Raw genomic sequence first — 22,664 nt, 5'->3', positions numbered from 1 at the left:
GCGGAACGTCGCGACCCGGCACGGTCCGGGACCGGTCCCGGGGAGCGGGCATGCGCGAGGGGCCCCGGAGCGGTCGTCGCTCCGGGGCCCCTCGCGAGCCGGGCCGTCAGGTCCACGGCGGTTCACCGCACCGGGTCCGCGCGCCGCACCGGGTCCGCGCGCCGCGCCGGACCTGGCGCCTCGTGCCGGACCGGCGCGTGGCGGATCAGTACCAGTGGTTGTTCTGCCAGAAGTCCCAGGCACCGCACGCGCTGCCGTAGCGGTCCTTCATGTAGTCGAGGCCCCACTCGATCTGGGTCTCGGGGTTGGTCTTCCAGTCGGCGCCCGCGGACGCCATCTTCGACCCCGGCAGCGCCTGGACCAGGCCGTACGCCCCGGAGGACGCGTTCGTCGCGGTGTGGTCCCAGTGGGACTCGTGCTCGACGATCTTGCTGAAGCAGGTGTACTCGCCGGCGGGCATCATCTTCTTCGCGATCTGCTGCGGGGAGGCAGGGGCGGCCGAGGCCGTCGAGGTCGTCCCCAGCACCGCGCCGGCCGTCCCGAGGAGCACGGCGGCGCCGGCGACGACGGACTTGTGGCGGGCGGTGAAGCGGGTGATCGGCGAACGGGACAAGACACTGCCTTACGTCGGGGACGGGGGAGTCGCGCGGCCGGGGCCGGACCGGACCGGCCGCGGGCGGCACACGCCCTGCGGGCGCCGGGCCGGGGCCCTGCGGTGCCGTGCGACGAGACCAGTTGTAGCCGGGGGCGGCGGCCCCGCGCCGTGACCGCGCTCACCCCCGGCATACGAGGCGGAAGGGGCAGGTCGGCCGAACGGCCCGCGGTGTGCAGTGCGGTGTCCGCGCAGGCCGGAGCGGGTGCGGGGGAACCGCCGCGCACTACGAGGCGGGATCGTTGCGGGACCTCCGGCCTGTGGGGTGCCTCACCCGCGGGGAGCCCGCTCCGCCTTCCCGGCGGCCGGTTCCTCGCACGCGGCAGGCTCCTCGAACGCGACCGGGGCCTCGAACGCGGCCCGCCGGGTGGCCCGGCGCAGCGCCCTCAGCAGGGTCCCGCCGAGGGTGAGCGTCAGCACCACCGTGAGGACCGCCCGCCCCAGGTCCCAGCCGAGCGAGGTCGCCGTCACGTAGGCGAGGAACCGCACCAGGTTCTCGTGCACCGGGTCGCCGGGCTGGTACGAGATGCCGGACGCCATGCCGGTGATGATCGTCCAGCCGTAGAGGTTCATGACCGTGCCGTAGGCGAACGCCGCGAACGCCCCGTACAGCGCGAGCATCGCCAGCTCCGCGCGCCCCCTCAGCCGCTCCGCACCGGGCAGCAGGCCCGCTCCCATGGTGAACCAGCCCATCGACAGCATCTGGAACGGCATCCACGGGCCGACGCCCCCGGTCAGCAGGGCCGAGGCGAACATCGTGACCGAGCCGAGCACGAAGCCGAATCCCGGTCCCAGCACCCGTCCGCTCAGCACCATCAGGAAGAACATCGGCTCCAGCCCGGCCGTTCCCGCGCCGAGCGGCCGCAGCGCGGCCCCGACCGCCGCGAGCACGCCGAGCATCGCCACCGCCTTGGCGTCCATCCCGGAGTCCGCGACCGTGGCGACGACCACGGCGACCAGCAGCGGGAGCAGCGCGCCGAACAGCCACGGAGCGTCCCCGGCGTGCGCCGCCAGCCCCGACTCCCGCCCGGCGAGCAGCGGCCAGCCGAAGAAGACCACGCCGATGGCGCTCACCAGGCAGAGCGCGGCCACCGAACGGGGCCCGAGCCGCACGGGCCGGGCCACGGACGAGCGCCGCCCGCCCGCGACGCGGCTCACACCGTCCCCCGTTCACCCAGCGCGGCGGCCACCTGCGGGACCGTGAGCCAGTGCTGCGGCGCGAGGACCTTGGCGACCTGCGGGGCGAACGCGGGGGACGAGACCACCACCTCCGCGGTGGGCCCGTCCGCCACGATCTCCCCGTCGGCGAGGATCACCACCCGGTGGGCGAGTTCGGCGGCCAGCTCCACGTCGTGGGTGGCCAGCACGATGGAGTGGCCGCGGGCGGCCAGGCCCCGCAGCACCTCCACCAGCCGGGCCTTGGCCGCGTAGTCCAGCCCCCGGGTCGGCTCGTCGAGCAGGATCAGCGGCGGGCGGGCCGTGAGCACGATCGCCAGCGCCAGGGCGAGACGCTGCCCCTCCGACAGATCGCGCGGATGCGTGCTGCCGGCAACCCCCGGCAGCAGGGCGGCCACCAGGGCTTCGCAGGTGCCGGGCCCGGCGCCGGCGTCCTGGTCGGCGGCCGCGCACTCGGCGGCGACGGTGTCCGCGCAGAGCAGGTCCCTCGGCTCCTGCGGCACGAGGCCGACGTGCTCGATCAGCTGCCGCGGCGGCGTGCGGTGGGGCACGTGCCCCCCGACCTCGACCGTTCCGGAGGTAGGGGCGACCATGCCGACGAGCGCGGCGAGCAGGGTGGACTTCCCCGCGCCGTTGCGGCCCATCAGGGCGACGGTCTCGCCCGCGGCGACGTCCAGGCCGACTTGCCGCAGCGCCTCGATCCGCGCCCGCCGCACACCCAGCGCCCGGACCCGGGCGATCGCCTCCGGGCCGCTCGCCGGAGGAGCGGCCGAGGGCCCGCCCCGAGCGCCGCGCCGGCCGAGCCGGGCGAAGGCCCGCCGCAGGGCGGCGCCCCGCGGCGGTGTCCCGGATGCCGCCCCGGCAACGGGCGCGGCCGGCGCGCGCACGGCGTCCCGGCCGGCGTCCGGTGCTACGGCGGCGGGGGAGCCTTGGGCGTCCGGTGCGACGGCGGGGGTCGAGCCCTGGTCGGCAGGCGGTGTGTCGGCGGCGGGGGAGCCCTGGTCCGCGGGCGAGTCCGGTGCGTTCGGTGCGTCGGTCGCGCGGGAGTCCGGGCCGGCCGGTGCGTCCGCCGCGGCCGGGCCCACGGCCTGTGGCGGTGGACCGGCGTGCGGGCCGGGTTCGCGTCCGGCGAGCCGGTCCCGCAGCGCGGGCGCGAGCCGGCGGGCGTCGCGCACCGAGAGGGGCAGCGGCGACCAGCCCGCGAGACGGCCCAGCGAGACGACCGGCGGACGGACCGGGGAGACGGCCATCACCTCGGCGGGCGTGCCGGTGACCGGGGCCTCGCCGGGGCCGGGGAGCAGGATCACCCGGTCCGCGTACTGGACCACCCGCTCCAGCCGGTGCTCCGCCATCAGCACCGTGGTGCCGAGATCGTGCACCAGGCGCTGGAGGACCGAGAGCACGTCCTCGGCCGCCCCCGGGTCCAGCGCGGAGGTCGGCTCGTCGAGCACCAGCACCTTCGGGTGCGTGGTCAGCACCGAGCCGATCGCCACCCGCTGCTGCTGGCCGCCCGACAGCGTGGCGATCGGACGGTCGCGCAGCTCGGCGAGGCCCAGCAGATCGAGGGTCTCCTCCACGCGCCGGCGCATCACCCCGGGGGCCAGGCCGAGGGACTCCATCCCGTAGGCGAGTTCGTCCTCCACGGTGTCCGTCACGAAGTGCGCGAGCGGGTCCTGGCCCACGGTGCCCACGACGTCCGCGAGTTCGCGCGGCTTGTGGGTGCGGGTGTCCCGCCCGCAGACCGTCACCCGGCCCCGCAGCGTGCCGCCCGTGAAGTGCGGCACGAGGCCCGACACGGCGCCCAGCAGCGTCGACTTGCCCACCCCCGACGGGCCGACGAGCAGGACCAGTTCGCCCTCCGGAACGGTCAGGTCGAGCCGCTCCAGGGTGGGCGCGCCGGCGTCGGCGTACGTCACCGTCACGTCGTCGAAGCGGATCACTTTCTCGGCTCCTCGGGTCCTGCGGGGGCGGGGGAGTACGGGGCGCGGCCCGCGGGCGCGGGCGGCAGCGGGGCGACGAACGCGGGCAGCAGCCCGATCAGCACCGACAGCGCAGGCCAGAGCGGCAGTTGGGGCACGGTCGGCGGCACCACGCCGGGATGCAGGGCCGCCGGGTCCAGCGCGGCGGCCCGGATCATCAGCAGCGCCACGGCCGCTCCCGATCCGGCCACCAGCCAGGCCCGCACGCCCCAGCGGTCGGGCCGGTACCGGGTGCGCACCGTGCGCCGGCCGCCCAGCCACAGCCCGCCCGCGGCGGCCGCGAGTCCGGCCGCCATCAGCGGAACGGCGTACCCCGCGCCCTCGGCCGCCAGCAGCCCGTAGGACCCGGCGCAGACGCCGAGCAGCCCGCCGAGGGTCAGCACGGCCGTCGTCCTGCGCACGGCGGGCGGTACCTGTGCGGTGCGCCCGTAGCCGCGGGCGTCCATCGACGCGGCGACGGCGACGGACCGCTCCAGCGCCCCCTCCAGCACGGGCAGCGCGATCCGGGCGACCGCCGCCAGGCCCCCCGTGGAGCGTCCCCGCAGTCTGCGGGCGGTCCGCAGCCGGAGCACGTCGGCGACCAGGTTCGGCGCGAAGGTCATCGCGACGACGACCGCGACACCGGCCTCGTACAGCGCGCCGGGCAGCGACTTGAGGAGCCGGGCCGGGTTGGCGAGCGCGTTCGCCGCGCCGACGCAGATCAGCAGGGTCGCCAGTTTCGCCCCGTCGTACAGGGCGAACAGCAGCTGCTCGCCGGTGACCCGGCCGCCGAGGCGGATGCCGTCCGCCCAGTCGGGCATCGGCACCTCGGGCAGCGTGAACAGCAGATGGGTGCCGGGGATCGGCGAGCCGAGGGCGACGGAGAACACGACCCGGACCGCGATCACGAACAGCCCGAGCTTCACGAACGCTCCGTACGAGCGGGCCCAGGGCGCGTCCGTCCGCCGGGCCGCCACCACGTACCCCGCGACGCCGACGAGCAGCCCGAGCAGCAGGGGGTTGGTGGTGCGCGAGGCGGCCACCGCCAGCCCGGCGGCCCACAGCCACCAGGCCCCGGCGTGCAGCGCGTTGCTCCGCGTCGCCACGGGCGCCCGCAGGGACCGCGGCGGCCCGGGCGCCCGGTCCCGTGCGGGACGGCCCTCGGGGGAGCGGGCGCCCGTGCGGGGGGTCTCCCCGGGCCCGGACGTCCGCGTCCGGGCGCCCACGAGCCGTTCGGCACGGGCGCCCGACGCACCGCCCCCGGCCGCGCCGCCCCCCGCCGGGGCGCCGTCCGGGTTCCGGCCCGCCGGCCCGCCGTCCGGCGCGGTCATCCGCGGCGGCGGCGGGACTGCCACAGGGCCGCCGCGCCGAGGGCGAGGACGGCGGCGATGCCCGCGTACACGCCGACGGAGGGGCCGGAGCCCTGGCCGTCCGACGGCTCACCGGCCGCCGTGTCCGGCGCGGCCGGGTCGGCCGACGGGTCGGCCCCGGACACCTTCTCGCCGCACCCCGCCTTCGGGTAGCCGGAGATGGCGCACAGCAGGGCGTCGCCGTTGTAGCGCAGCGGCTTCGCGACCTGGGCCAGCGCCTCGGCGGAGGTCGCCTCCGGGGCGAGCACGGCGCAGGCGGTGCGGGCGGCGGGAGGCGTCTCGCCGGGCACGGCGTCCTCGGGGGTGCCGAAGTCGACGACGACCGCCACCCGCTTGGAGCCCTCCTTCGCGGGCGTGTCCGCGCACACCGCCGCGAAGTCGGGGGCGGTGCGCGGCTGGGCCGAGTCGCCGCTGTCCTCGCTGACGGAGAAGCGGAAGCCGTTCACCGAGCCGTCGGCGGGGCGCGCGGTGGCCGGGCCCTCCGTCGCGTACGTCCAGGTCGTGCCGCTGCTCTGCCAGAACGACCAGTAGCGGTAGCCGGCCGCCTGCGCGGGCGCGGCCGCGAGCACCGCGAGCAGTGCTCCGAGCCCGAGGACGGCGAGGATCCGGCGACGCATCAGAGCTGGTTCTTCCGGCGTCCGCTGAACAGGAACCCGATGCCGACGGCGGCGACGAAGAAGACGCCGACGATCCACCAGGTGTTGAGCGGCGAGCCGTCGTCCTTCGTGTCGTCCTTGTCCCCCTTGTCCGACGAGGGGCTGGGGGAGGCGTCCTTCGCCGACTCGGGCGCGGGGCCGGTCGCGTTGAGGCCCGCGACGAGGTCGGTGGAGCCGAACGCCTTCGGGTCCGCGCCGGTCGCGTGCGCGGCCAGGACGAGCTGGGCGTACGCGGCGGGGCCGGTCTCCTTCGCCCAGTCGGCGGCGTTCTGCTGGAGCCAGGTCAGGGACTTGCCTGCCTGCTCGGCCATCCCCTGCGCGGAGAGCGCGACGACCGCGTCGGCGGTGTTGCCGAAGTCCGGCTTGGGGGAGGAGTCGTCGGCGCCGGGCATCGGCGCCGTGTCGAGGTGGCCGGACTCCGCGAGGGCGCCCGACAGGTAGAGGGCGCCGTTGTGCGCGGCGGTGGCGAGGTCCTTGCCGCCGGCGCAGGCGGTGGCCGCCCCGGGGGACTCGGGAGCGGCGGTCGCGGCCAGGCCCTGGCCGCTCGCGGCGAGCACGGCGGCGGCGGTCGAGTCGGCGACGATGCCCGGGGTCTTCGGCTGGTAGACGAAGGCGCCGGCCTCCTTCGCGTCGCAGGGCTGCGCGAACGTCAGCAGCGCGTCGAGCGGGCTCCTGCCGCCGTCCGAGGTGACCTTCGCCGGGTCCTGGCCGGCCGCGCGGAACGCGCCGACCACGACGGAGGTGGAGTTGGCGTCGCTGGCGCCGCCCGGGTTGTAGCCCCAGCCGCCGTCCTTGTTCTGCACCGACTTCAGCCAGTCGGTGGTCTTCGTGACGGCCGCGTCCCGGCCGCCCAGCGCGGCGAGCGCCTGCACGGCGGCGGCGCTCGCGTTGGTGTCCAGCGGCAGCTTCGCGTCACAGGGCTGCGACGTGTCGGCCCGGTACGAGGGGAATCCGCCGCCGTCGCACTGCTGGCCGGCCAGCAGGTCGACCGCCTTCGCCGCGGGGACCACGCCGACCGTGTCCTGGGCGAGCAGCGCGAGCGACTGCCGCCACACGCCGTCGTACGTCGGGTCGCCCGTGCCGTACAGGCCGGACGGCAGCGCGGCGGACGGCGAGGGCGACGGGGACGGCGCGGCGAGGGCCGCCGGGGCGGTGGCCGCCGCCAGCACGGCGGCGACGGCGAACGCGGCGGAGCCGCGGCGGACGGTGGTCATGGCGGGCGGTGCCTCTCCTGCGGATGGTTCCGGCGGGAGGCGGGCTCGGGCGCACGAGGGCACCGGGCTCCGGCTCCGTATGCCTCGACGGTGCCGGCCGCCGGCAGGGCGCCGGCGGCACGAGCCGGTCACGACCGCGTACGGGGCATTCCGACTCGCCCGCGGTGCGCACCGCGGGCTCACGGCTGCGGGTCAGTGCCGGATTCGCACCGGCTTCCCCCCGAACGGGCAATGAGGACGACCCGCACACTGTACCGGCCGGTCACCGCGCCGGGACGGGGCGCGGATCACACCGCCGCGGGCGTCGCCGCCGCGGCCCGTACCGGCCGCTTCCCGCCGCCGGGTGCTTGACCGGCCGCCCCCGTACCCCGCGGCCGACCGCCGACGGGCCTCACGCCGACGGGCCGACCGCCGACGGGCCTCACGCCGCCGGGCCGACCGCCGACGGGCCTCACGCCGCCGGGGGCAGGTCGATGAGGCGGCAGACGGTGTCGAGGTCGGCCCGGACCTGGGCGATCGACGCGCGCCCCGAGAGCCAGGCGATCAGCGTGGCGTGCCAGGTGTGCTCGATCACCCGGATCGCCGAGAGCTGGTCGGGCGTCGGGTCGGTGAGGCCGGTGGCGTCCAGGATGATCGCCGCCGTCTGCCGGGACACCGCGTCGACCTCGGCGCTCACGCTCCGGTCCGCGAAGGTCAGCGCACGCGCCATCGCGTCCGCGAGGTGGGGTTCGCGCTGGAGGGCCCGGAAGGCCCGCATCAGGGTCTCCGCCACCCGCTGCGCCGCCGAGTCGCCGGCCGGCGGGCGCCTGCGGAGCGTGGTGTGCAGATGCGCGAGCTGGTCCTGCATCGTGGCGACCAGCAGGTGGATCTTGGAGGGGAAGTAGCGGTAGAGGGTGCCGAGGGCGACCTCGGCCGCCTCGGCCACCTCCCTCATCTGGACCGCGTCGAAGCCGCCCCTGCAGGCCAGGTGCGTGGTGGCCTGCAGGATGCGGCGCCGCCGCGCCTCCTGGCGTTCGGTGAGGGCCGGTGCACCGCCGGTGAGGGGCATGGCTCCGGGCGCGGCCCCGCTGGCTTCCGCTGTCATCTGTTCCGTCCCTGGTGATGCGGTGACGCGTGCGCGGCGCAGCGTCGAGCTCGCCCGGCATGGTGCCCCACGCGGCGCGTCCGTCGTGGCGTGAATCACCTGATCCGCCGGTCACAGTTGCGCTACCTGCCGGTAGATTCGAAGCTCTTGAACGATCAAGTCTGAAACTTGTTCTACATTAGCGCGACCGACTACGCTCCGGCGGAACGCAGTGAGAAGGGGGCCGTGGGTGACCGCAGAGGCCATAGAGATCGGGCCCCGCGCGGGCGCGTCCGCCGACGGCGACGCCCCCCTGCGCATCGCGCTCCTGACCTACAAAGGGAACCCGTTCTGCGGCGGACAGGGCGTCTACACCCGCCATCTGTCGCGTGAACTCGCCCGCCTCGGCCACAGCGTCGAGGTCATCGGCGCCCAGCCCTACCCGGTGCTCGACGACGGCGTCCCGCTGACCGAGCTGGCCAGCCTGGACCTCTACCGCAGCCCCGACCCGTTCCGCACCCCGAAGCGGGACGAGTACCGCGACTGGATCGACGCCGTCGAGGTCGCCACCATGTGGACCGGCGGGTTCCCCGAGCCCCTCACCTTCTCCCTGCGGGCCCGGCGCCATCTGCGGTCCCGCCGCGGCGAGTTCGACGTCGTCCACGACAACCAGACCCTGGGCTACGGGCTCCTCGGCGACGTCGGCGCCCCCCTCGTCACCACCATCCACCACCCGATCACGGTCGACCGGCAGCTCGACCTGGACGCGGCCGAGGGCTGGAAGCGCCGCGCCTCCGTGCGCCGCTGGTACGGCTTCACCCGCATGCAGAAGCGCGTCGCCCGCCGGCTGCCGTCGGTGCTCACCGTCTCCGGCTCCTCCCGCCAGGAGATCACCGAGCACCTCGGCGTCCGCGACGACCGCATCCACGTCGTCCACATCGGCGCCGACACCGACCTCTTCTCGCCGGATCCGTCCGTCGCCCAGGTCCCCGGCCGGATCGTCACCACCTCCAGCGCCGACGTGCCGCTCAAGGGACTGGTCCACCTCGTGGAGGCGCTGGCCAAGCTGCGCACCGAGCGCCCGGACGCCCATCTCGTCGTCGTCGGCAAGCGCGCCGAGGACGGCCCCGTGGCGCAGGCGATCGAGCGCTACGGGCTGGGCGACGCCGTCCGGTTCGTCAAGGGCATCACCGACGCCGAGCTCGTCGACCTGGTGCGCAGCGCCGAGGTCGCCTGCGTGCCGTCGCTGTACGAGGGCTTCTCGCTGCCGGCCGCCGAGGCCATGGCCACCGGCACGCCGCTCGTCGCCACCACCGGCGGCGCGATCCCCGAGGTCGCGGGCCCCGACGGCGAGACCTGTCTCGCCGTCCCGCCCGGCGACTGCGACGCCCTCGCCGCGGCCCTCCGCCGCCTCCTCGGCGACGAGGAGCTGCGCGCCCGGCTCGGCGCCGCGGGCCGGGCCCGGGTCCTCGCCCGCTTCACCTGGAAGCAGGCGGCGATCGGCACCGCCGAGCGCTACCGGGAGACCATCGCCGCGTCCCGGGCATCCGTCCGCACCACCTGAGAACCCCCTCACGCTCCGCCCGCAGGAAGGCAGACCCCCGTGCTGACCGTCGACTTCTCCCGCTTCCCGCTCGCACCGGGCGACCGCGTGCTCGACCTGGGCTGCGGCGCAGGCCGGCACGCGTTCGAGTGCTACCGGCGGGGCGCGCAGGTCGTGGCCCTCGACCAGAACGGCGAGGAGATCCGCGAGGTCGCCAAGTGGTTCGCCGCGATGAAGGAGGCGGGGGAGGCCCCCGAGGGCGCCACCGCCACGGCGATGGAGGGCGACGCGCTCAACCTGCCCTTCCCGGACGAGTCGTTCGACGTCGTCATCATCTCCGAGGTCATGGAGCACATCCCCGACGACAAGGGCGTCCTCGCCGAGATGGTGCGGGTGCTCAGGCCGGGCGGCCGCATCGCGGTGACCGTCCCGCGCTACGGCCCCGAGAAGGTCTGCTGGGCACTGTCGGACGCCTACCACGAAGTCGAGGGCGGCCACATCCGCATCTACCGGGCCGACGAACTGCTCGCCAAGATGAAGCAGGCCGGGCTGCGCCCGTACGGCACCCACCACGCGCACGCGCTGCACTCGCCGTACTGGTGGCTCAAGTGCGCGTTCGGCGTGGACAACGACAAGGCCCTGCCGGTCAAGGCGTACCACAAGCTCCTGGTCTGGGACATCATGAAGAAGCCCCTCGCGACCCGGGTCGCCGAGCAGGCCCTCAACCCGCTGATCGGCAAGAGCTTCGTCGCCTACGCGACCAAGCCGCACCTGCCCCGTCTGTCCGGGGCCGAGGCGTGACGACCTCCCGCCGCGCCGAACACCTCGTCCTCACCGGTGTGCTGACGGCCGAACAGGCCGCGCAGACCGTCGCCGGCATCCTCGCCGAGCAGCGCGACGACGGGGCGATCCCCTGGTTCCGCGGCCACCACCTCGACCCGTGGGACCACACCGAGGCCGCGATGGCGCTGGACGCCGCCGGAGAGCACGAGGCGGCGGCCCGCGCCTACGCCTGGCTCGCCGAGCACCAGAACGCCGACGGCTCCTGGTACGCGGCGTACCACGACGGCGACGCGGACCAGGTGACCGACCGGGGCCGCGAGACCAACTTCAGCGCCTACGCCGCGGTCGGCGTCTGGCACCACTACCTGAGCACCGGCGACGAGGCGTTCCTCGACCGGATGTGGCCGGTGGTGTACGCGGCGGTCGAGTTCGTGCTCGGTCTCCAGCAGCCCGGCGGCCAGATCGGCTGGAAGCGCGAGCCGGACGGCACCGCGGTCGAGGACGCCCTGCTGACCGGCAGTTCGTCGGTCCACCACGCGCTGCGGTGCGCGCTCGCCATCGCCGAGGAACGCGAGGAGCCGCAGCCCGACTGGGAACTCGCCCTCGGCGCCCTCGCGCACGCCGTCCGCCACCACCCCGAGCGCTTCCTCGACAAGGACCGCTACTCGATGGACTGGTACTACCCGGTCCTCGGCGGCGCCGTCACCGGCGAAGCGGCGAAGGAGCGGATCGCCTCCCGCTGGGACGAGTTCGTCGTCCCCGGCCTGGGCGTGCGGTGCGTCCTGCCCAACCCGTGGGTCACCGGCGGCGAGAGCTGCGAACTGGCGCTCGCGCTCTGGGCCGCGGGCGAGTCCGACCGCGCCCTGGAGATCCTCCAGTCCGTCCGGCACCTGCGCGCGGACGACGGCATGTACTGGACCGGGTACGTCTTCGAGGGCGAGCGGGCGATGTGGCCCGAGGAACGCACCACCTGGACCGCGGGCTCGCTGCTGCTCGCGGTGGCCGCCCTGGGCGGCGACGAGGCGACGGTCGCGGTCTTCGGCGGGGAGCGCCTGCCCTCCGGGCTGGTGCGGCCCGGGGAGTGCTGCGGGGCGCTGTAGGCCTTGTCCGACACATCCCGCCTGGCGCGCGACGCCCGGCACGCACCCTCGCTGCGTTGTCGGAGTCATCCGAGTACGCCCGGTACGAGGATGATCCGCCGCCTTGCGATCGCACGCACCGGATGCCGCGCGCCCCGCCCTCCGGGTGGACGGCGCCATTCGTCGGACACGGCCTGGCCCGGCGCGGGCCCCTGTGCCAGGGGCTCCGCCCCCGTACCCGCGCGCCTCGCACGAGGGGGTGGTGCGGCCGGGGGCAGGACCGCGCCCGGCCTCAGCGGCGGCGCAGCGCGCCCGCGGCGGCGTGGCCGATGAAGAGGTAGACGACGGCGGCGAGACCGTAGCCCGCGACGACCCGTGCCCACTCCTCGTCGAAGGTGAACAGGTCGTACGACCAGCCGGCCAGCCAGCGTGCCGACTCCCGGACGAACTCGACCAGGTCGTTGGCCCGGTTGGCGTCCAGCAGGTACATCAGGATCCACAGGCCGATGATGAAGGCCATCACGTCCGCGACGATGATGATGATTCTCGCCGCGCCCGAGGTGTTGCGAGCTCGTGTTGTCATGTACCGCGTCTTGCCTCTTGTGCGCCTGTGAAACCCGATCGGGTGCACCCGGATGGCGGCACGGCCCCGCCGGGGCCAGGGTCGGGGGAGTCCGCATACGGCTGTGCGCCCCAGCGACCTGGAGGACCCGTGCCCGCCACCGAGACCGCCGCCGGCCCGATACGCCGCACCCTCCCCGCCCTCCTGCTGTGCTGCGCCCTCCTCGGCACCGCGGTGGCGTGCGGCTCGGACGACGGCGGGGGCGGCAGCGCCGCCGCGACGGCCCCGACGGCGGCCACGAGCAGCCCCTCGGCCGAGAAGCAGAAGTTCGCCAGGACCCGGTTCGTCGCCAACGCGGGACTGGCCGCCGGAGCGACCTACCAGTGGATCGTGAAGCCGTACCGGGCCGGGAAGTTCACCAAGGGCGCCGACGGCCGGACCGTCGCGCTCGTCAAGGCCGGGCTCGCGGGCGCCTTCGCCTACAACCGGCTCAGGGCCGCGGCCGAGAACGCCGAGGGCGACCCGCTGCTCGCCAAGGCCGTCGCCCCGCTCACCGCGGGCATCGACCGACTCAAGGAGCTCGGCACCAAGTTGCGCAACGGCGAGGCCGGGGCCGGCGACGTCGCCTCCTTCGAGTCCGTGATCGAGGACGTCAAGGAGGCGGGCGCGAGCGTGGGCGCGCCGGTGCGGGACAAGGTGCCGTCCGTGTCCCAACTGGGCGGCTGACGGGCCGTGTCCGGGACGCACCCCGGACACGCGGAAGGCTCCCCGCCCGTCAGGGGCGGGGAGCCTTCCGGTGCCGCGAGGGGCGCGGTGCGTCAGCCGCGCTGGATGCCGGAGGTGTCCTGGAGGACACCGCGGCGGCCGTCCTGCGTCTGGGCGACCAGGCCCGGACCGCGCTGCTCCACCGCCAGGTACCAGGTGCCGGGCGCCAGTTCGGCGATCGGCGACGGCGAACCGTCCTCGCCGTACAGGGGACGGGCCACCGGCACGGCGAACCAGAACGGGGCGAAGTCCGAGGAGCCGCCGCCCTGCGAGGCGTCGGCCGGCGCCGGGGCGCCGCCCTGCGGGCCGGGCTGTCCGCCCTGCGGCTGACCCGGCTGGGCGCCGTACGGCTGGGGCTGGCCCGGCTGCGCGCCGTAGGGCTGCTGCTGGCCGCCGGGGTAGCCGTAACCGCCCTGCGGCTGGCCGCCGTAGGGCTGCGGGGCCGCCGGGCGCGGGGCGCCGACGAGCGGGGCCTTCAGCGCGGCCACCAGCGGGGTCGCGATGGCGGCGCCGGTGAGCGCGAGCGAGGCGATCAGGCCGAGGATCAGGCCGGCGCCCGCGTCGATCTGGTCGAGGTCGATGAGGGTCCAGAAGAAGAACCAGGCGACGAACACCGTCGCCGCGACACCGAACTGGCCGAGGTCGATCCCCGCGACCTTGCGCTGCGGCTGGGTGCGGGAGAGGACGATCAGGACCGCGCCGAGCACGCCGACCATGTAGACGGCGAGGGCGCTGTTCAGGCTGTCCCACGCGTTCGGCCCTTCGTCGCCGACGTCGTAGGTCTTGAGGAACGAGGCGATGAACAGCAACACCGCTGCTCCGATCACCACGCCATCGCCTCGAGTGAGGGAGCGGATGTTCACGTGTCAGTCCTTCGTAGGTCGTCTCATCGGGGCGGTCGTCGCTGCCGCCCGCTGGGCGGGTGCACGGACGCGGAGCTCGGGGGAGGACTCCCCATCGTAGAGGCGAATCTATCGTCCGGCGGTTCCGGCCGTCCTCCCGGTATCCCGATTCACAGGGTCACCGACGGAGATAACCGGCGATCCCGTCGGCCATTCCCTGAGCCGCGCGCTGACGCCAACTCGCGCTCGCCAGCAGGGCCGCGTCCTTCGGATCACGCATATTGCCGCATTCCACGAACACTTTGGGAACGGTCGAGAGATTCAGGCCGCCGAGATCGTCCCGTACGTCCAGGCCCGTTCCGCCGCCGATGTAGTTGGACGGTTCGGTTCCGGTGGCGCTCCGGAAGGCTTCGGCGACGCGTTCTCCCAGCTCGCGGGAGGGTCCGACGATCCGGTACGTGTCGGCGCCGCCGCTTTTGACCCGGCCGGGGAGGATGATGTGGAATCCGCGATTCCCGACTGCCGACCCGTCCGCGTGGACGGAGATCACGGCGTCCGCGTCCGCATTGTTGCCGAACCGTGCTCGTTCATCCACGCACGGACCGAACGGACGATCGCCGTCCTGGGTGAATTCCACCCTTGCGCCCTGCTTCTCGAGCAGAGTGCGAAGACGGCGTGAAACATCGAGGGTGAAATCGGCCTCGCGGTGACCCGCGTTGCTCGCGGTGCCCGTGGTGTCGCATTCCTTGCGGTTCGTTCCGATGTCCACGAGCTTGTTGATCTCGCTCGTGTGACGGAAGTTGCCGGGGTTGTGCCCCGGGTCGACGACCACCGTCCGCCCCGCCAGCGGCCCGCCGGCGGACGTCCCCGACGGGGACGGCGACGTCGCCTCCGGGTCGCCCGGCTTGTCCGCCGGACCGGTCGTCACGTCCGCAGGGGCGGACGGCTCCCCGGCCGCGCCCCGGCCCCCGTCCCCGCCGTCGTCCCCGCCCGGCAGGACCAGCCACCCGGCGAGGGCGACGGCCGGCACGAGCACGGCGACGGCGGCCAGAGCCCATCGGGAGCGGCGCGGTCCGGTGGGGCGGTCCTGGTTCTCGTCGTACGGCACCCCGCGATGCTAACGGGCCGCCCTCAGATCCCCGGCCCCTCACGCCGCAGCACCCGCAGCGAGCCGGTGGCCGACACCTCCCCGAACGCGCCGGACGCCAGCGCCCGCAGGTAGACGCGGTACGGCGCCTGCCCGGTGAACTCGTCCACCGGGTCCGGGAACACGTCGTGGATCACCAGCAGCCCGCCCTCGGCGATCCGGGGCGCCCAGCCCTCGTAGTCGTTCGTCGCGTGCTCGTCCGTGTGGCCGCCGTCGACGAAGACCAGGCCCACCGGCCCGCCCCACGCCTTCGCCACCTGCGGCGACCGGCCGACGACGGCGATCACGTGCTCCTCCAGGCCCGCCCGGTACAGGGTCCGCCGGAAGGCGGGCAGCGTGTCCATGAGCCCCGTCCCGGGGTCGACGGTCTCCGGGTCGTGGTAGTCCCACCCCGGCTGCTGCTCCTCGCTGCCGCGGTGGTGGTCCACCGTGACGGCGACCGTGCCCGCCTCGCGCGCCGCGTCCGCGAGCAGGATCGTCGAACGCCCGCAGTACGTCCCGACCTCCAGCAGCGGCAGCCCGAGCGCCGCCGCCTCCCTCGCCGCCGCGTACAGGGCGAGCCCCTCCTCCACGGGCATGAAGCCCTTGGCGGCCTCGAAGGCGGCGAGGATCTCCGGCTGGGGTGCGACGGCGGACATCGGGTCCTCCCGGTGGGGCGTGGGGCGGCGTGCGCGAGGCGCACGGATGGGGAGCCCATCGTGCCCTACGCCCCGGCAGCCCCCTCGCGGCGGTCCCGCCTCCCGCACCTTCCCTCGGTGCGGTCCCGCCCCCGCGCCGCCTCAGACCGCCGGCAGCTGCGCGGCCGGCAGCGCGCCGGACCGGACCGCGTCGACCAGCGCCCGGTGATCGCGCTCGTTCTGATCGGCATAGGCCTCGGCGAACAGCGCCAGCGCCCGGTCGAACACCTCGCCCCGCCCCAGGTACGCGGCGATCGCGATCCGGTCTCCGGAGCGCGCGTGCGCCCGGGCCAGGGTGACCCCGCAGAGCTCGCCGAACGCTCCCAGCTGCCGCGGCGTCATCGTCTCGGGCACGGCGATGCCCTTCCAGTCCCGCAGCTGGCGCACGTAGAAGTCGCGCCGCCTGCCGTCGATGCCGTCCACCCGCTCCCAGCCGAGGAACATGTCGCTCGCCGCCTGCATCAGCCGCTGCCCCGACACCACCCGCTCGCCCTGGTTGCGGTAGCGGCTCGCGCCCACGTGCGGGGCGAGCACCGAGGTGTCGGCCTCCTTCGCCTGGAGGAAGAGCGGGTCCCCGCCGTCCCGGCCGAGCAGCAGGAAGATCCAGCAGCGGGTGCCGACACTGCCCACGCCCACCACCTTGCGGGCCACGTCCGCCAGCCGGTAGTCGGCGAGCAGCGTCCGCCGGTCGGCCGTCAGCGTCCTGCCGTACCGCCCGATCAACTCCTGGAACCTGCCCACCAGTTCCTTGCGCTCACCGGCGTCCAGCAGATCCGCCAGCGGGATCAGCAGCGGGGGATCGGCGGCGATCCGGGGCCGCCCGCCGACCGACTCGGTCAGCTTTCCGAAGACCTGGAGGCTGTCCCGGCCACGGGCCTTCTCCATGGCGCGCGTCAGTTTCTTCCGCCCGCTCGGCCGCAGCCGCTCGTCCGCCAGCTCCGTCAGCCGCTCGGCGTCGATCCGCGCGTACCAGACGTCGAGGTTGCGCATCCCCGCGAAGCGGATCATCGCCTCCCGGTACGCGCGGACCGCGGCCCGGACGATGCCCTCCCGGGTGCCGTCGTCCAGCCCGTTGGCCCGGGCCGCGATGACCAGGCTCGCCGACAGCCGCTTGACGTCCCACTCCCAGGGGCCCGGCAGCGTCTCGTCGAAGTCGTTGATGTCGAACATCAGCCGCCGCTCAGGGGACGCCAGCAGCCGGAAGTTCAGCAGATGCGCGTCACCGCACAGCTGGGCCCTGATGCCCGAGTCGGGGCTGCCCGCCAGGTCCGACGCCATGATCGCCGCGGCCCCGCGGTAGAAGCGGAACGGCGACTCGGTCATCCGCCCGTAGCGGATCGGCACCAGGTCCGGCAGCCGGGTCGCGGACTGCGCCTCCAGCACCGCCAGCGGGTCTGGCCGCCCGGCCCGCGGCTCGTACCCGGCGTGCCCCGACCGGGGCGCCCGGCGCCGCGCCTTCCGTCCGGCCGCAGCCCGCTCCTCGGGCGTCGCGCGCGGTGCCACGCGCATGGCCGGCTTCGCTTCTCGGGGCATCGTGACCACTCCCGTCCGTGCCGGTGTGCCGGTGCGACGCCGGTGTGCCGGACCCGGCGACCGGCGTCGCACGGGTCCGGCCCGGCCTGCGGGGCAGATCTCAGGTGGGGCTCGGGGCGCGGCACAGCGCCCAGATGACGAACGCGCCGACCGTGATCAGCACGACCGCCCAGAACGGCGCGTACGGCAGCCACAGGAAGTTCGCCAGCATCGACAGGCCCGCGAGCACCACGCCCACCACCCGTGCCCAGGTGGCGCCGGAGAAGAGCGCGAAGCCGGCGAGGGCGATCACCGCGCCCAGGATCAGATGGATCCAGCCCCAGGAGGTGAGGTCGAACGCGAAGACGTAGTCGCGGGTGGTGACGAACACCTCGTCGTCGGCGATCGCCGCGATGCCCGCGAAGACCGCCATGAACCCGCCGAAGATCATCAGCACCGCCGCGAAGACGAGCCAACCGCTGCCGGCGGCCCCCGTCCGTCTCGCTCCGTGCGCCGTCCCGGTCCCGACGTGAGTCGCCATGGCCCGCTCCTTCCGCTGGACCGGCCGAGCACTTCCGCGACCGGTCGGACTACTCCAATCTCGGCCAACCGGGTGACTCCCGCACCCCGGGGAGGCGGGGCCCCGAGGACGGCGGCGCGGACGTGCGGCGCCGGGAGCCCGGTGATGCAATGGACGCGTACGCCTGTCCGGCGCCCCGGGAACGAGACGTCCCGACGGGGGCGCGGACGCACCGCGACCCGCTGGTGAGGGAGCGCACGTGAGCGACGACATCGACGACATGGGGCCTGTCGACTACCTGGTCCTCGAATTCCCGGGCAACCGAATGACGGGCGAGGGCCTGCCCCTCCTCGTCGACCTCGTCGACCGCGGCATCGTCCGCATCCTCGACCTGGCCTTCGTCACCAAGGAGAGCGACGGGACGGTCCGGGCGGTCGAGCTCCGCGAAGCCGGGGACGAGGCGGAACTGACCGTGTTCGAGGGCGTGTCCAGTGGCCTGCTCGGACAGGACGACCTCGACGAGGCCGGGGCCGTGCTCGATCCGGGCAGCTCCGCCGCCGTCCTGGTGTACGAGAACACCTGGGCCGCGCCGCTCGCGAAGGCGCTGCGGCGCAGCGGAGCCCGGATGGTGGCCGGCGGCCGCATCCCGGTCCAGGCGCTGCTCGCCTCACTGGACGCCACCGAACCCGGCGGACCGGCCGCCGCCTGACCAGCGGCCCCGGACGAGGGGCCGCCCGCGCGGCGGCCCCTCCCACACCTGCGGCGCGGCGGCCCGCGCCGGCACCGAGGGAGTTCGACCATGCCCGACCTTCTCCGCGGCATCGCCCGCACCGCCGTCATCTCCGGGACCGCGACCGCGGTCTCCAACCGGGTGTCCCGCCGCCAGGCCGGACGCTGGGCGCAGCAGGACGCCGAACGCTACGGCCCGCCGCAGCCCGCGCCCCAGCCGCAGCCCGTCGCGGCCGCCGCCGCCCCCGCCACCGACCCGGGCGACGAGATGACCCACAAGATCGACCAGCTCAAGCAGCTCGGCGACCTGAAGGCCCAAGGGGTGCTGACCGAGGAGGAGTTCGCCGCACAGAAGGCCCGCATCCTCGGCTGAGCCGGGCGCGGCCGGCGGACCGGCTCAGCCGGGCGCGGGTCGGCAGAGTGCCCCGGCGTCCCGTGACCGGGCAACGGTCCCGGTCCCGAGCGCGGTCACGAGGCCGGGCCCACTGCCGTTGGCCGCGTGCCCGGCTCTGCCACGGCACCGGCCGTCGGCCACCGGCCCGGCTCCGGGCATCCGGGTAGCGGCCCCGCTCCCGCTCCCGGTCGCCGCCCCGCCTCCGCCCCGCCTCCGCCCCGCCCCGCTCCCGACGTCCGTCACCGGCCCCGGGTGTCGGGGCACGTGGTCCTCGGTCCGGGGTCCCGGTCCCCCTGGGCCGGTGGGCTGGTCCCTTCAGCGGATGTACGGACCGTACGACTGGTGCGACCATGACACCCATGGTCCAAGCCCGTCCGCACACCGAGACATCCCTTCCGTCGTCCTCCGCCCCGTCCCCCCGGACGTGGGCGGTTCTTCTCGCCGCCTGCGCAGGCCAGTTCCTCGTCGTCCTCGACGTGTCCGTGGTCAACGTCGCGCTGCCGTCCATGCGCGCCGAACTCGACATGAGCGCCACCGGGCTCCAGTGGGTGCTCAACGCCTACTCCATCGCCTTCGCGGGCTTCATGCTGCTCGGCGGCCGGGCCGCCGACATCTTCGGGCGCAAGCGGATGTTCCTCATCGGGCTCGGCCTCTTCACCGTGACCTCCCTCGCGGGCGGACTGGCGCAGGAAGGCTGGCAACTCCTCGCCGCCCGCGCCGCGCAGGGCCTCGGCGCGGCCGTCCTCGCCCCGGCCACCCTCACCCTGATCACCGCGGCGGTGCCGCCCGGCCCGGCACGCACCCGGGCCATCGCCACCTGGGCGGCCGTCGGCGCCGCGGGCGGCGCGGCCGGCGGTCTCGTCGGCGGCGTCCTGACCGACCTGCTCTCCTGGCGCTGGGTCCTCCTGATCAACGTGCCCGTCGGCGTCCTGGTGCTCGCCTGCGCCCTCGGGTGGCTCGCCGAGAGCCGGGTGGACGTGCCCCGCCGCCTCGACCTGCCCGGCGCGGTGCTGGTCACCCTCGGACTGGCCGCCGTCGCCTACGGCATCGTGCAGACCGAGGAGGCCGGCTGGGGCACCCGGGCGGCCCTGGTCCCGCTCCTCGCCGGCCTCGTGCTGCTCGCCCTCTTCGTGGTCGTCGAGGCGCGCACCGCCGCGCCGCTGATGCCGCTCAAGGTGTTCCGCTCCCGCGCGGTGTCGGCCGCCAACGCGGCCATGACGGTGACCGGTTCGGTCTCCTTCGCCATGTGGTTCTTCATGACGGTCTACGCGCAGAACGTGCTCGGCTACACCCCGCTGGAGGCCGGACTCGCCCTCATACCGAGCTCGCTCGCCGTCGTCGTCGGCTCCAAGCTCGCGCCGCGCCTGATGGTCCGCGCCGGAGCCCGGAACGTCGCCGTCCTGGGCGCGCTGATCGCCGCCGCCGGATACGGCTGGCAGTCGACGATGGGCGCGCACGGTTCCTACGTGACGACGATCGCCCTGCCCGGTGTGCTGATGATGGCCGGCCTGGGGCTCGCCCTCACCCCGCTCGCCTCCCTCGCCACCTCGGGCGCCGCTCCCGGTGACGCCGGTCTGGTCTCCGGCCTCGTGAACACCTCGCGCACCATGGGCGGCGCCCTCGGCCTCGCGGTGCTGTCCACGGTGGCGGCGTCCCGCACCGGCGGGGCGACCTCGCCCGAGGCGCTGACCGCGGGCTACGCACTCGCCTTCCGCACCGCGACCGTCGTGCTGCTGGGAGCCGTCGTGCTGATGCTGGTCTTCCTGCCGGGGAAGGACGCCCGCGACGCCGCGGACACCTCCTGACCGGGTGACCGGGTGACGGTTGCCGGGGGCGTCAGCTCCGGGTGTACGCCTCACCCGGACCGGCCGCCGCCAGCGCCGGGTCGACGACGGTCTCGCCGGTGAGCACCCGCCGGATCGCCTCCGTCAGATCCTCCACCGGGCCGTCCTTGACGAGGACCCCGGCCGCGCCGGCGTCCAGCGCCCGCCGCACCAGATCCGCCCGTCCCGAGGTCGCGAGGATCAGCACCCGGCAGTCCGGGACCTCCTCGCGCAGCGCCGCGCTCGCCTCGACACCCCCGATGCCGGGCAGGTCGGCGTCGAGCAGAGCGACGTCCGGCCGGTGGAGCAGGGCCGCGTCCACGACCTCGTCCCCGCGCGCGGCCTGGCCGACCACCGTGAGGTCGGCCTCCATGCCCAGCAGGAGGGCGAGCGCGCCCCGGGTGGTGGTGCGGTCCTCGGCGAGCAGGACACGTACCGAGTGGGTGGGCCGGCGGCTGTGCTCCATGTCGTCCACGGCGTCCAGCGTAGGACCGGGCCGGGCCGCCCGCCTTCCGGCGCCGCACCGCCGGTGCCGGCGGCCTGCCCGGGGCCCGAAGCGCTGCCGCGAGGGAGCCGCGGACCCGCAAGCCACGGACCCGCAAGCCGCGGCGGGAGGGGGGCGCTGCACGGCGAGGCCCCGCCCCGGAGCAAGGCCCGGCCCCTGTGCCGCTGCCCCCGTGCCGCCCGGACCGGTCGCGTCCGGGACGGCGGTCGGTCAGGACGGGCGGCGGTGGCGGCCGTGCGCCTCGGGCGCCGAGGCGTGCTCCGGGGCGGCACCGCCGCGGTGCCTGCCCGCGCCGTCGGAGGCCTCGGCGGGAGACGCGGTGACGTGCGGATGCTGGTTCTCGGACGGCTGGTCGTGTCGGACGACGTCGGACATGTGGGAAGTTCACCCCGTAGTGATCGCTGATCGGCTGTCGCAGGGCCCCGTTCGCACCGCGCGTCCTCCGTCACCGTCGGCACACGGACGGTGCGGCTGCGTAGCCCAGGCGGGAAGTCTAACCACGGGCTCCCCGCCCCGTGAGGGGCGCCTGCTGCAACGGGACAGGCTTGCGCATGACAGGACCGCGAGGAGCCCCGGACAGTTCCCCACCTGCGGGTTCCGTTTGTGTGGAGTCGGTGGCGGAGCCCGCCGCGCGGTGACCGCCGGGCGCAGCGTCCTCCTTCCGGCCGAAGGTTTCTTCACATCCCGCACGAGCCACTCCGCACGCCACCTCCCCGTCCGCGTAGGGGAGTTGGAGCACGCCTGCCCGGTCCCAGACACCGGCTCCCGCCAACCAGCCCCGGGGCGGCGCCAGTTGGTGCAGGCGGCGGTCCGCGGGACGCCACACCCCGGCCCAGCTGCCCCCGGCCCCGTCGATCCGCACCGCCACCGCGCACGACTCCGGCGTGAGCACCTGCCCCGGCTGGACGGCGAACGGCGTCACCACCGCGTCCGGCAGCCGCAGCGACTCGGGGAACCGCACGGGACGCAGGCTGCCGAGCACCCCCCAGCCGAGCCGCTCGTCGCCGCGGCCGGGCGCGTCGGAGCGGACCAGCACCAGGCCGCTGTCCGCGTCCGCGAGGAGCAGCCGGTCGTTGCTCGACTCGGTGATCTGGAGCAGCGGCGTCACCTCCCCGCCCCGGGCCAGGTCCACCGCCACGGCCTTCACCGGCCCGCCGCCCGGCATCCCGCGGTCGAGCGCCAGCATCCGGCCCGCACGGTCCAGCCAGGCGCCGCCCGAGCAGTGCCCCGGCACCGTCGCGAGCAGCTCGGGCCCCGCCGGGCCGCCCGCCACCATCCAGACACCGGTCGACACCGGCCCGGGCGCCAGCGCGAAGGCCCGTGCACCGTCCGGGCAGGGCGGCAGCAGGACCAGGTCGTCCGCGGTCACCGCGCCCAGCGGCAGCTCACCGGTGGCCGGGCCCGTCGGATACAGCAGCGAGAACGTGTGCCGCTCCGCGACCCGGCGGCGGATCAGCACCCGCCCGTCCGTCAGCGGCAGCACCCCCGCCTCGCGCTCCTCGGGCTGGCCGAGCGGAAGCGGCACCGCGTACGGCTCGGGCCCGCCGAGTGTCCAGCGCTCCGCGAAGAGCGCCTCCCCCGTCCCCGCGAGCCGGGCGCCGTACATCCCGTCCGCAGTGATCGCCAGCGTCCCGCTCTCCGGATCCGCCGCCGCGTCGCCGTCCGCGGGGGCCTCGATGGCACAGGCAGTCATG

The 22,664-nt window shown here is 75.3% G+C and carries 22 protein-coding genes, 1 pseudogene and 1 riboswitch; of the genes and pseudogenes, 7 read left to right on the top strand and 16 right to left on the bottom strand.

The genetic code is table 11. From position 1 onward, the window contains the following. Positions 1-205: 205 nt before the first annotated feature. From IAG43_RS09110 to IAG43_RS09080, 7 genes are all read right to left on the bottom strand, one after another. Positions 206-613 carry an aggregation-promoting factor C-terminal-like domain-containing protein gene (locus IAG43_RS09110; RefSeq protein ID WP_187740250.1) on the bottom strand — a complete coding sequence of 136 codons (408 nt, stop codon included), beginning with the start codon at positions 611-613 and terminating at the stop codon, positions 206-208. A gap of 309 nt (positions 614-922) precedes the next feature. Beyond that, on the bottom strand, positions 923-1,810 hold the full coding sequence (locus IAG43_RS09105) for an ECF transporter S component (protein WP_246574183.1): 888 nt from the start codon (positions 1,808-1,810) through the stop codon (positions 923-925). Further along, the gene (locus tag IAG43_RS09100; RefSeq protein ID WP_187740249.1) at positions 1,807-3,768 is read right to left on the bottom strand and encodes an ABC transporter ATP-binding protein; all 1,962 of its coding nucleotides are present in this window, start codon (positions 3,766-3,768) and stop codon (positions 1,807-1,809) included. Before IAG43_RS09100 ends, IAG43_RS09105 begins: the two co-directional genes overlap by 4 nt. Beyond that, positions 3,765-5,117: an energy-coupling factor transporter transmembrane component T family protein gene (locus IAG43_RS09095; protein ID WP_425508583.1), complete on the bottom strand. Its 1,353-nt coding sequence runs from the start codon at positions 5,115-5,117 to the stop codon at positions 3,765-3,767. Before IAG43_RS09095 ends, IAG43_RS09100 begins: the two co-directional genes overlap by 4 nt. Further along, positions 5,114-5,773 (bottom strand): SCO2322 family protein, encoded by a 660-nt coding sequence (locus tag IAG43_RS09090; RefSeq protein WP_187740247.1) that lies wholly within the window; start codon positions 5,771-5,773, stop codon positions 5,114-5,116. The genes IAG43_RS09095 and IAG43_RS09090 overlap by 4 nt, the downstream gene beginning before the upstream one ends. Beyond that, positions 5,773-7,026 carry an SCO2321 family membrane protein gene (locus tag IAG43_RS09085; protein ID WP_187740246.1) on the bottom strand — a complete coding sequence of 418 codons (1,254 nt, stop codon included), beginning with the start codon at positions 7,024-7,026 and terminating at the stop codon, positions 5,773-5,775. The genes IAG43_RS09090 and IAG43_RS09085 overlap by 1 nt, the downstream gene beginning before the upstream one ends. 143 nt (positions 7,027-7,169) lie before the next feature. Continuing rightward, positions 7,170-7,246, bottom strand: a riboswitch (cobalamin riboswitch). Between the two features lie 231 nt (positions 7,247-7,477). Continuing rightward, on the bottom strand, positions 7,478-8,110 hold the full coding sequence (locus tag IAG43_RS09080) for a TetR family transcriptional regulator (RefSeq protein WP_187740245.1): 633 nt from the start codon (positions 8,108-8,110) through the stop codon (positions 7,478-7,480). Positions 8,111-8,339: 229 nt separating this feature from the next. Here IAG43_RS09080 and IAG43_RS09075 point away from each other — a divergent pair, with 229 nt between their 5' ends. From IAG43_RS09075 to IAG43_RS09065, 3 genes are read left to right on the top strand one after another with little or no spacing between them, the layout of a single operon-like run. Continuing rightward, positions 8,340-9,653 carry a glycosyltransferase family 4 protein gene (locus tag IAG43_RS09075; protein WP_187740244.1) on the top strand — a complete coding sequence of 438 codons (1,314 nt, stop codon included), beginning with the start codon at positions 8,340-8,342 and terminating at the stop codon, positions 9,651-9,653. 39 nt (positions 9,654-9,692) lie between these two features. After that, positions 9,693-10,433, top strand: a complete 741-nt coding sequence (locus IAG43_RS09070; protein WP_187740243.1) for a class I SAM-dependent methyltransferase — start codon at positions 9,693-9,695, stop codon at positions 10,431-10,433. Continuing rightward, positions 10,430-11,515: a prenyltransferase/squalene oxidase repeat-containing protein gene (locus IAG43_RS09065; RefSeq protein WP_187740242.1), complete on the top strand. Its 1,086-nt coding sequence runs from the start codon at positions 10,430-10,432 to the stop codon at positions 11,513-11,515. Before IAG43_RS09070 ends, IAG43_RS09065 begins: the two co-directional genes overlap by 4 nt. Positions 11,516-11,786: 271 nt before the next feature. On the opposite strand, the gene IAG43_RS09060 is transcribed toward IAG43_RS09065, so the two are convergent. Further along, positions 11,787-12,077, bottom strand: coding sequence for a hypothetical protein (locus IAG43_RS09060; protein ID WP_187740241.1), 291 nt, complete (start codon positions 12,075-12,077; stop codon positions 11,787-11,789). A 129-nt stretch (positions 12,078-12,206) separates the two neighbouring features. Between IAG43_RS09060 and IAG43_RS09055 the strand changes: the two genes are divergently transcribed. Then, positions 12,207-12,782 carry a hypothetical protein gene (locus IAG43_RS09055; RefSeq protein ID WP_187740240.1) on the top strand — a complete coding sequence of 192 codons (576 nt, stop codon included), beginning with the start codon at positions 12,207-12,209 and terminating at the stop codon, positions 12,780-12,782. A 92-nt stretch (positions 12,783-12,874) separates the two neighbouring features. Here IAG43_RS09055 and IAG43_RS09050 read toward each other — a convergent pair whose 3' ends face one another. From IAG43_RS09050 to IAG43_RS09030, 5 genes are all read right to left on the bottom strand, one after another. Then, entirely contained in the window at positions 12,875-13,684 is an 810-nt protein-coding gene (locus tag IAG43_RS09050; RefSeq protein WP_187740239.1) for a hypothetical protein, read from the bottom strand. Between the two features lie 157 nt (positions 13,685-13,841). After that, positions 13,842-14,771, bottom strand: coding sequence for an N-acetylmuramoyl-L-alanine amidase (locus tag IAG43_RS09045; RefSeq protein WP_187740238.1), 930 nt, complete (start codon positions 14,769-14,771; stop codon positions 13,842-13,844). A gap of 23 nt (positions 14,772-14,794) precedes the next feature. Beyond that, positions 14,795-15,448 carry a class I SAM-dependent methyltransferase gene (locus IAG43_RS09040; protein ID WP_187740237.1) on the bottom strand — a complete coding sequence of 218 codons (654 nt, stop codon included), beginning with the start codon at positions 15,446-15,448 and terminating at the stop codon, positions 14,795-14,797. 141 nt (positions 15,449-15,589) lie between these two features. Continuing rightward, positions 15,590-17,020, bottom strand: a complete 1,431-nt coding sequence (locus tag IAG43_RS09035; protein WP_187740236.1) for a DUF2252 domain-containing protein — start codon at positions 17,018-17,020, stop codon at positions 15,590-15,592. 100 nt (positions 17,021-17,120) lie between these two features. Beyond that, the gene (locus IAG43_RS09030; protein ID WP_187740235.1) at positions 17,121-17,540 is read right to left on the bottom strand and encodes a DUF7144 family membrane protein; all 420 of its coding nucleotides are present in this window, start codon (positions 17,538-17,540) and stop codon (positions 17,121-17,123) included. Positions 17,541-17,799: 259 nt separating this feature from the next. Between IAG43_RS09030 and IAG43_RS09025 the strand changes: the two genes are divergently transcribed. The 3 genes from IAG43_RS09025 to IAG43_RS09015 all read left to right on the top strand — a co-directional run bounded on the left by IAG43_RS09025 (position 17,800) and on the right by IAG43_RS09015 (position 20,447). Beyond that, entirely contained in the window at positions 17,800-18,228 is a 429-nt protein-coding gene (locus IAG43_RS09025) for a DUF6325 family protein (RefSeq protein ID WP_223006032.1), read from the top strand. Positions 18,229-18,318: 90 nt separating this feature from the next. Continuing rightward, entirely contained in the window at positions 18,319-18,621 is a 303-nt protein-coding gene (locus IAG43_RS09020) for an SHOCT domain-containing protein (protein ID WP_187740233.1), read from the top strand. Between the two features lie 380 nt (positions 18,622-19,001). Beyond that, a complete protein-coding gene (locus tag IAG43_RS09015) occupies positions 19,002-20,447 on the top strand; it encodes an MFS transporter (protein WP_246574181.1) in 1,446 nt (481 codons plus the stop codon). A gap of 61 nt (positions 20,448-20,508) precedes the next feature. Here the strand turns inward: IAG43_RS09015 and IAG43_RS09010 are convergent. The 3 genes and pseudogenes from IAG43_RS09010 to IAG43_RS09000 all read right to left on the bottom strand — a co-directional run. Further along, a pseudogene (locus tag IAG43_RS09010) lies at positions 20,509-20,931 on the bottom strand (response regulator); the annotation flags it as partial. A 249-nt stretch (positions 20,932-21,180) separates the two neighbouring features. Then, complete coding sequence (locus IAG43_RS09005) at positions 21,181-21,345, bottom strand: hypothetical protein (protein WP_187740231.1); 165 nt, start codon at positions 21,343-21,345, stop codon at positions 21,181-21,183. 118 nt (positions 21,346-21,463) lie between these two features. Next, positions 21,464-22,663, bottom strand: a complete 1,200-nt coding sequence (locus IAG43_RS09000; protein WP_187740230.1) for a hypothetical protein — start codon at positions 22,661-22,663, stop codon at positions 21,464-21,466. Position 22,664 lies beyond the last annotated feature (1 nt).

Source organism: Streptomyces genisteinicus (genome assembly GCF_014489615.1).
Classification (GTDB): Bacteria; Actinomycetota; Actinomycetes; order Streptomycetales; family Streptomycetaceae; genus Streptomyces; species Streptomyces genisteinicus.
The sequence above is the reverse complement of the archived record's forward strand: the minus strand, read 5'-3'. Positions and strand labels throughout refer to the sequence as shown.

What these genes read in the sequence shown, in the direction of transcription:
- IAG43_RS09060 (WP_187740241.1), bottom strand. Translation starts at nt 12,077, where the DNA reads ATGACAACACGAGCTCGCAACACCTCGGGCGCGGCGAGAATCATCATC.
- IAG43_RS09040 (WP_187740237.1), bottom strand. Translation starts at nt 15,448, where the DNA reads ATGTCCGCCGTCGCACCCCAGCCGGAGATCCTCGCCGCCTTCGAGGCC.
- IAG43_RS09025 (WP_223006032.1), top strand. Translation starts at nt 17,800, where the DNA reads ATGGGGCCTGTCGACTACCTGGTCCTCGAATTCCCGGGCAACCGAATG.
- IAG43_RS09020 (WP_187740233.1), top strand. Translation starts at nt 18,319, where the DNA reads ATGCCCGACCTTCTCCGCGGCATCGCCCGCACCGCCGTCATCTCCGGG.
- IAG43_RS09030 (WP_187740235.1), bottom strand. Translation starts at nt 17,540, where the DNA reads ATGGCGACTCACGTCGGGACCGGGACGGCGCACGGAGCGAGACGGACG.
- IAG43_RS09085 (WP_187740246.1), bottom strand. Translation starts at nt 7,026, where the DNA reads ATGACCACCGTCCGCCGCGGCTCCGCCGCGTTCGCCGTCGCCGCCGTG.
- IAG43_RS09035 (WP_187740236.1), bottom strand. Translation starts at nt 17,020, where the DNA reads ATGCCCCGAGAAGCGAAGCCGGCCATGCGCGTGGCACCGCGCGCGACG.
- IAG43_RS09015 (WP_246574181.1), top strand. Translation starts at nt 19,002, where the DNA reads ATGGTCCAAGCCCGTCCGCACACCGAGACATCCCTTCCGTCGTCCTCC.
- IAG43_RS09095 (WP_425508583.1), bottom strand. Translation starts at nt 5,117, where the DNA reads ATGACCGCGCCGGACGGCGGGCCGGCGGGCCGGAACCCGGACGGCGCC.
- IAG43_RS09005 (WP_187740231.1), bottom strand. Translation starts at nt 21,345, where the DNA reads ATGTCCGACGTCGTCCGACACGACCAGCCGTCCGAGAACCAGCATCCG.
- IAG43_RS09090 (WP_187740247.1), bottom strand. Translation starts at nt 5,773, where the DNA reads ATGCGTCGCCGGATCCTCGCCGTCCTCGGGCTCGGAGCACTGCTCGCG.
- IAG43_RS09080 (WP_187740245.1), bottom strand. Translation starts at nt 8,110, where the DNA reads ATGACAGCGGAAGCCAGCGGGGCCGCGCCCGGAGCCATGCCCCTCACC.
- IAG43_RS09000 (WP_187740230.1), bottom strand. Translation starts at nt 22,663, where the DNA reads ATGACTGCCTGTGCCATCGAGGCCCCCGCGGACGGCGACGCGGCGGCG.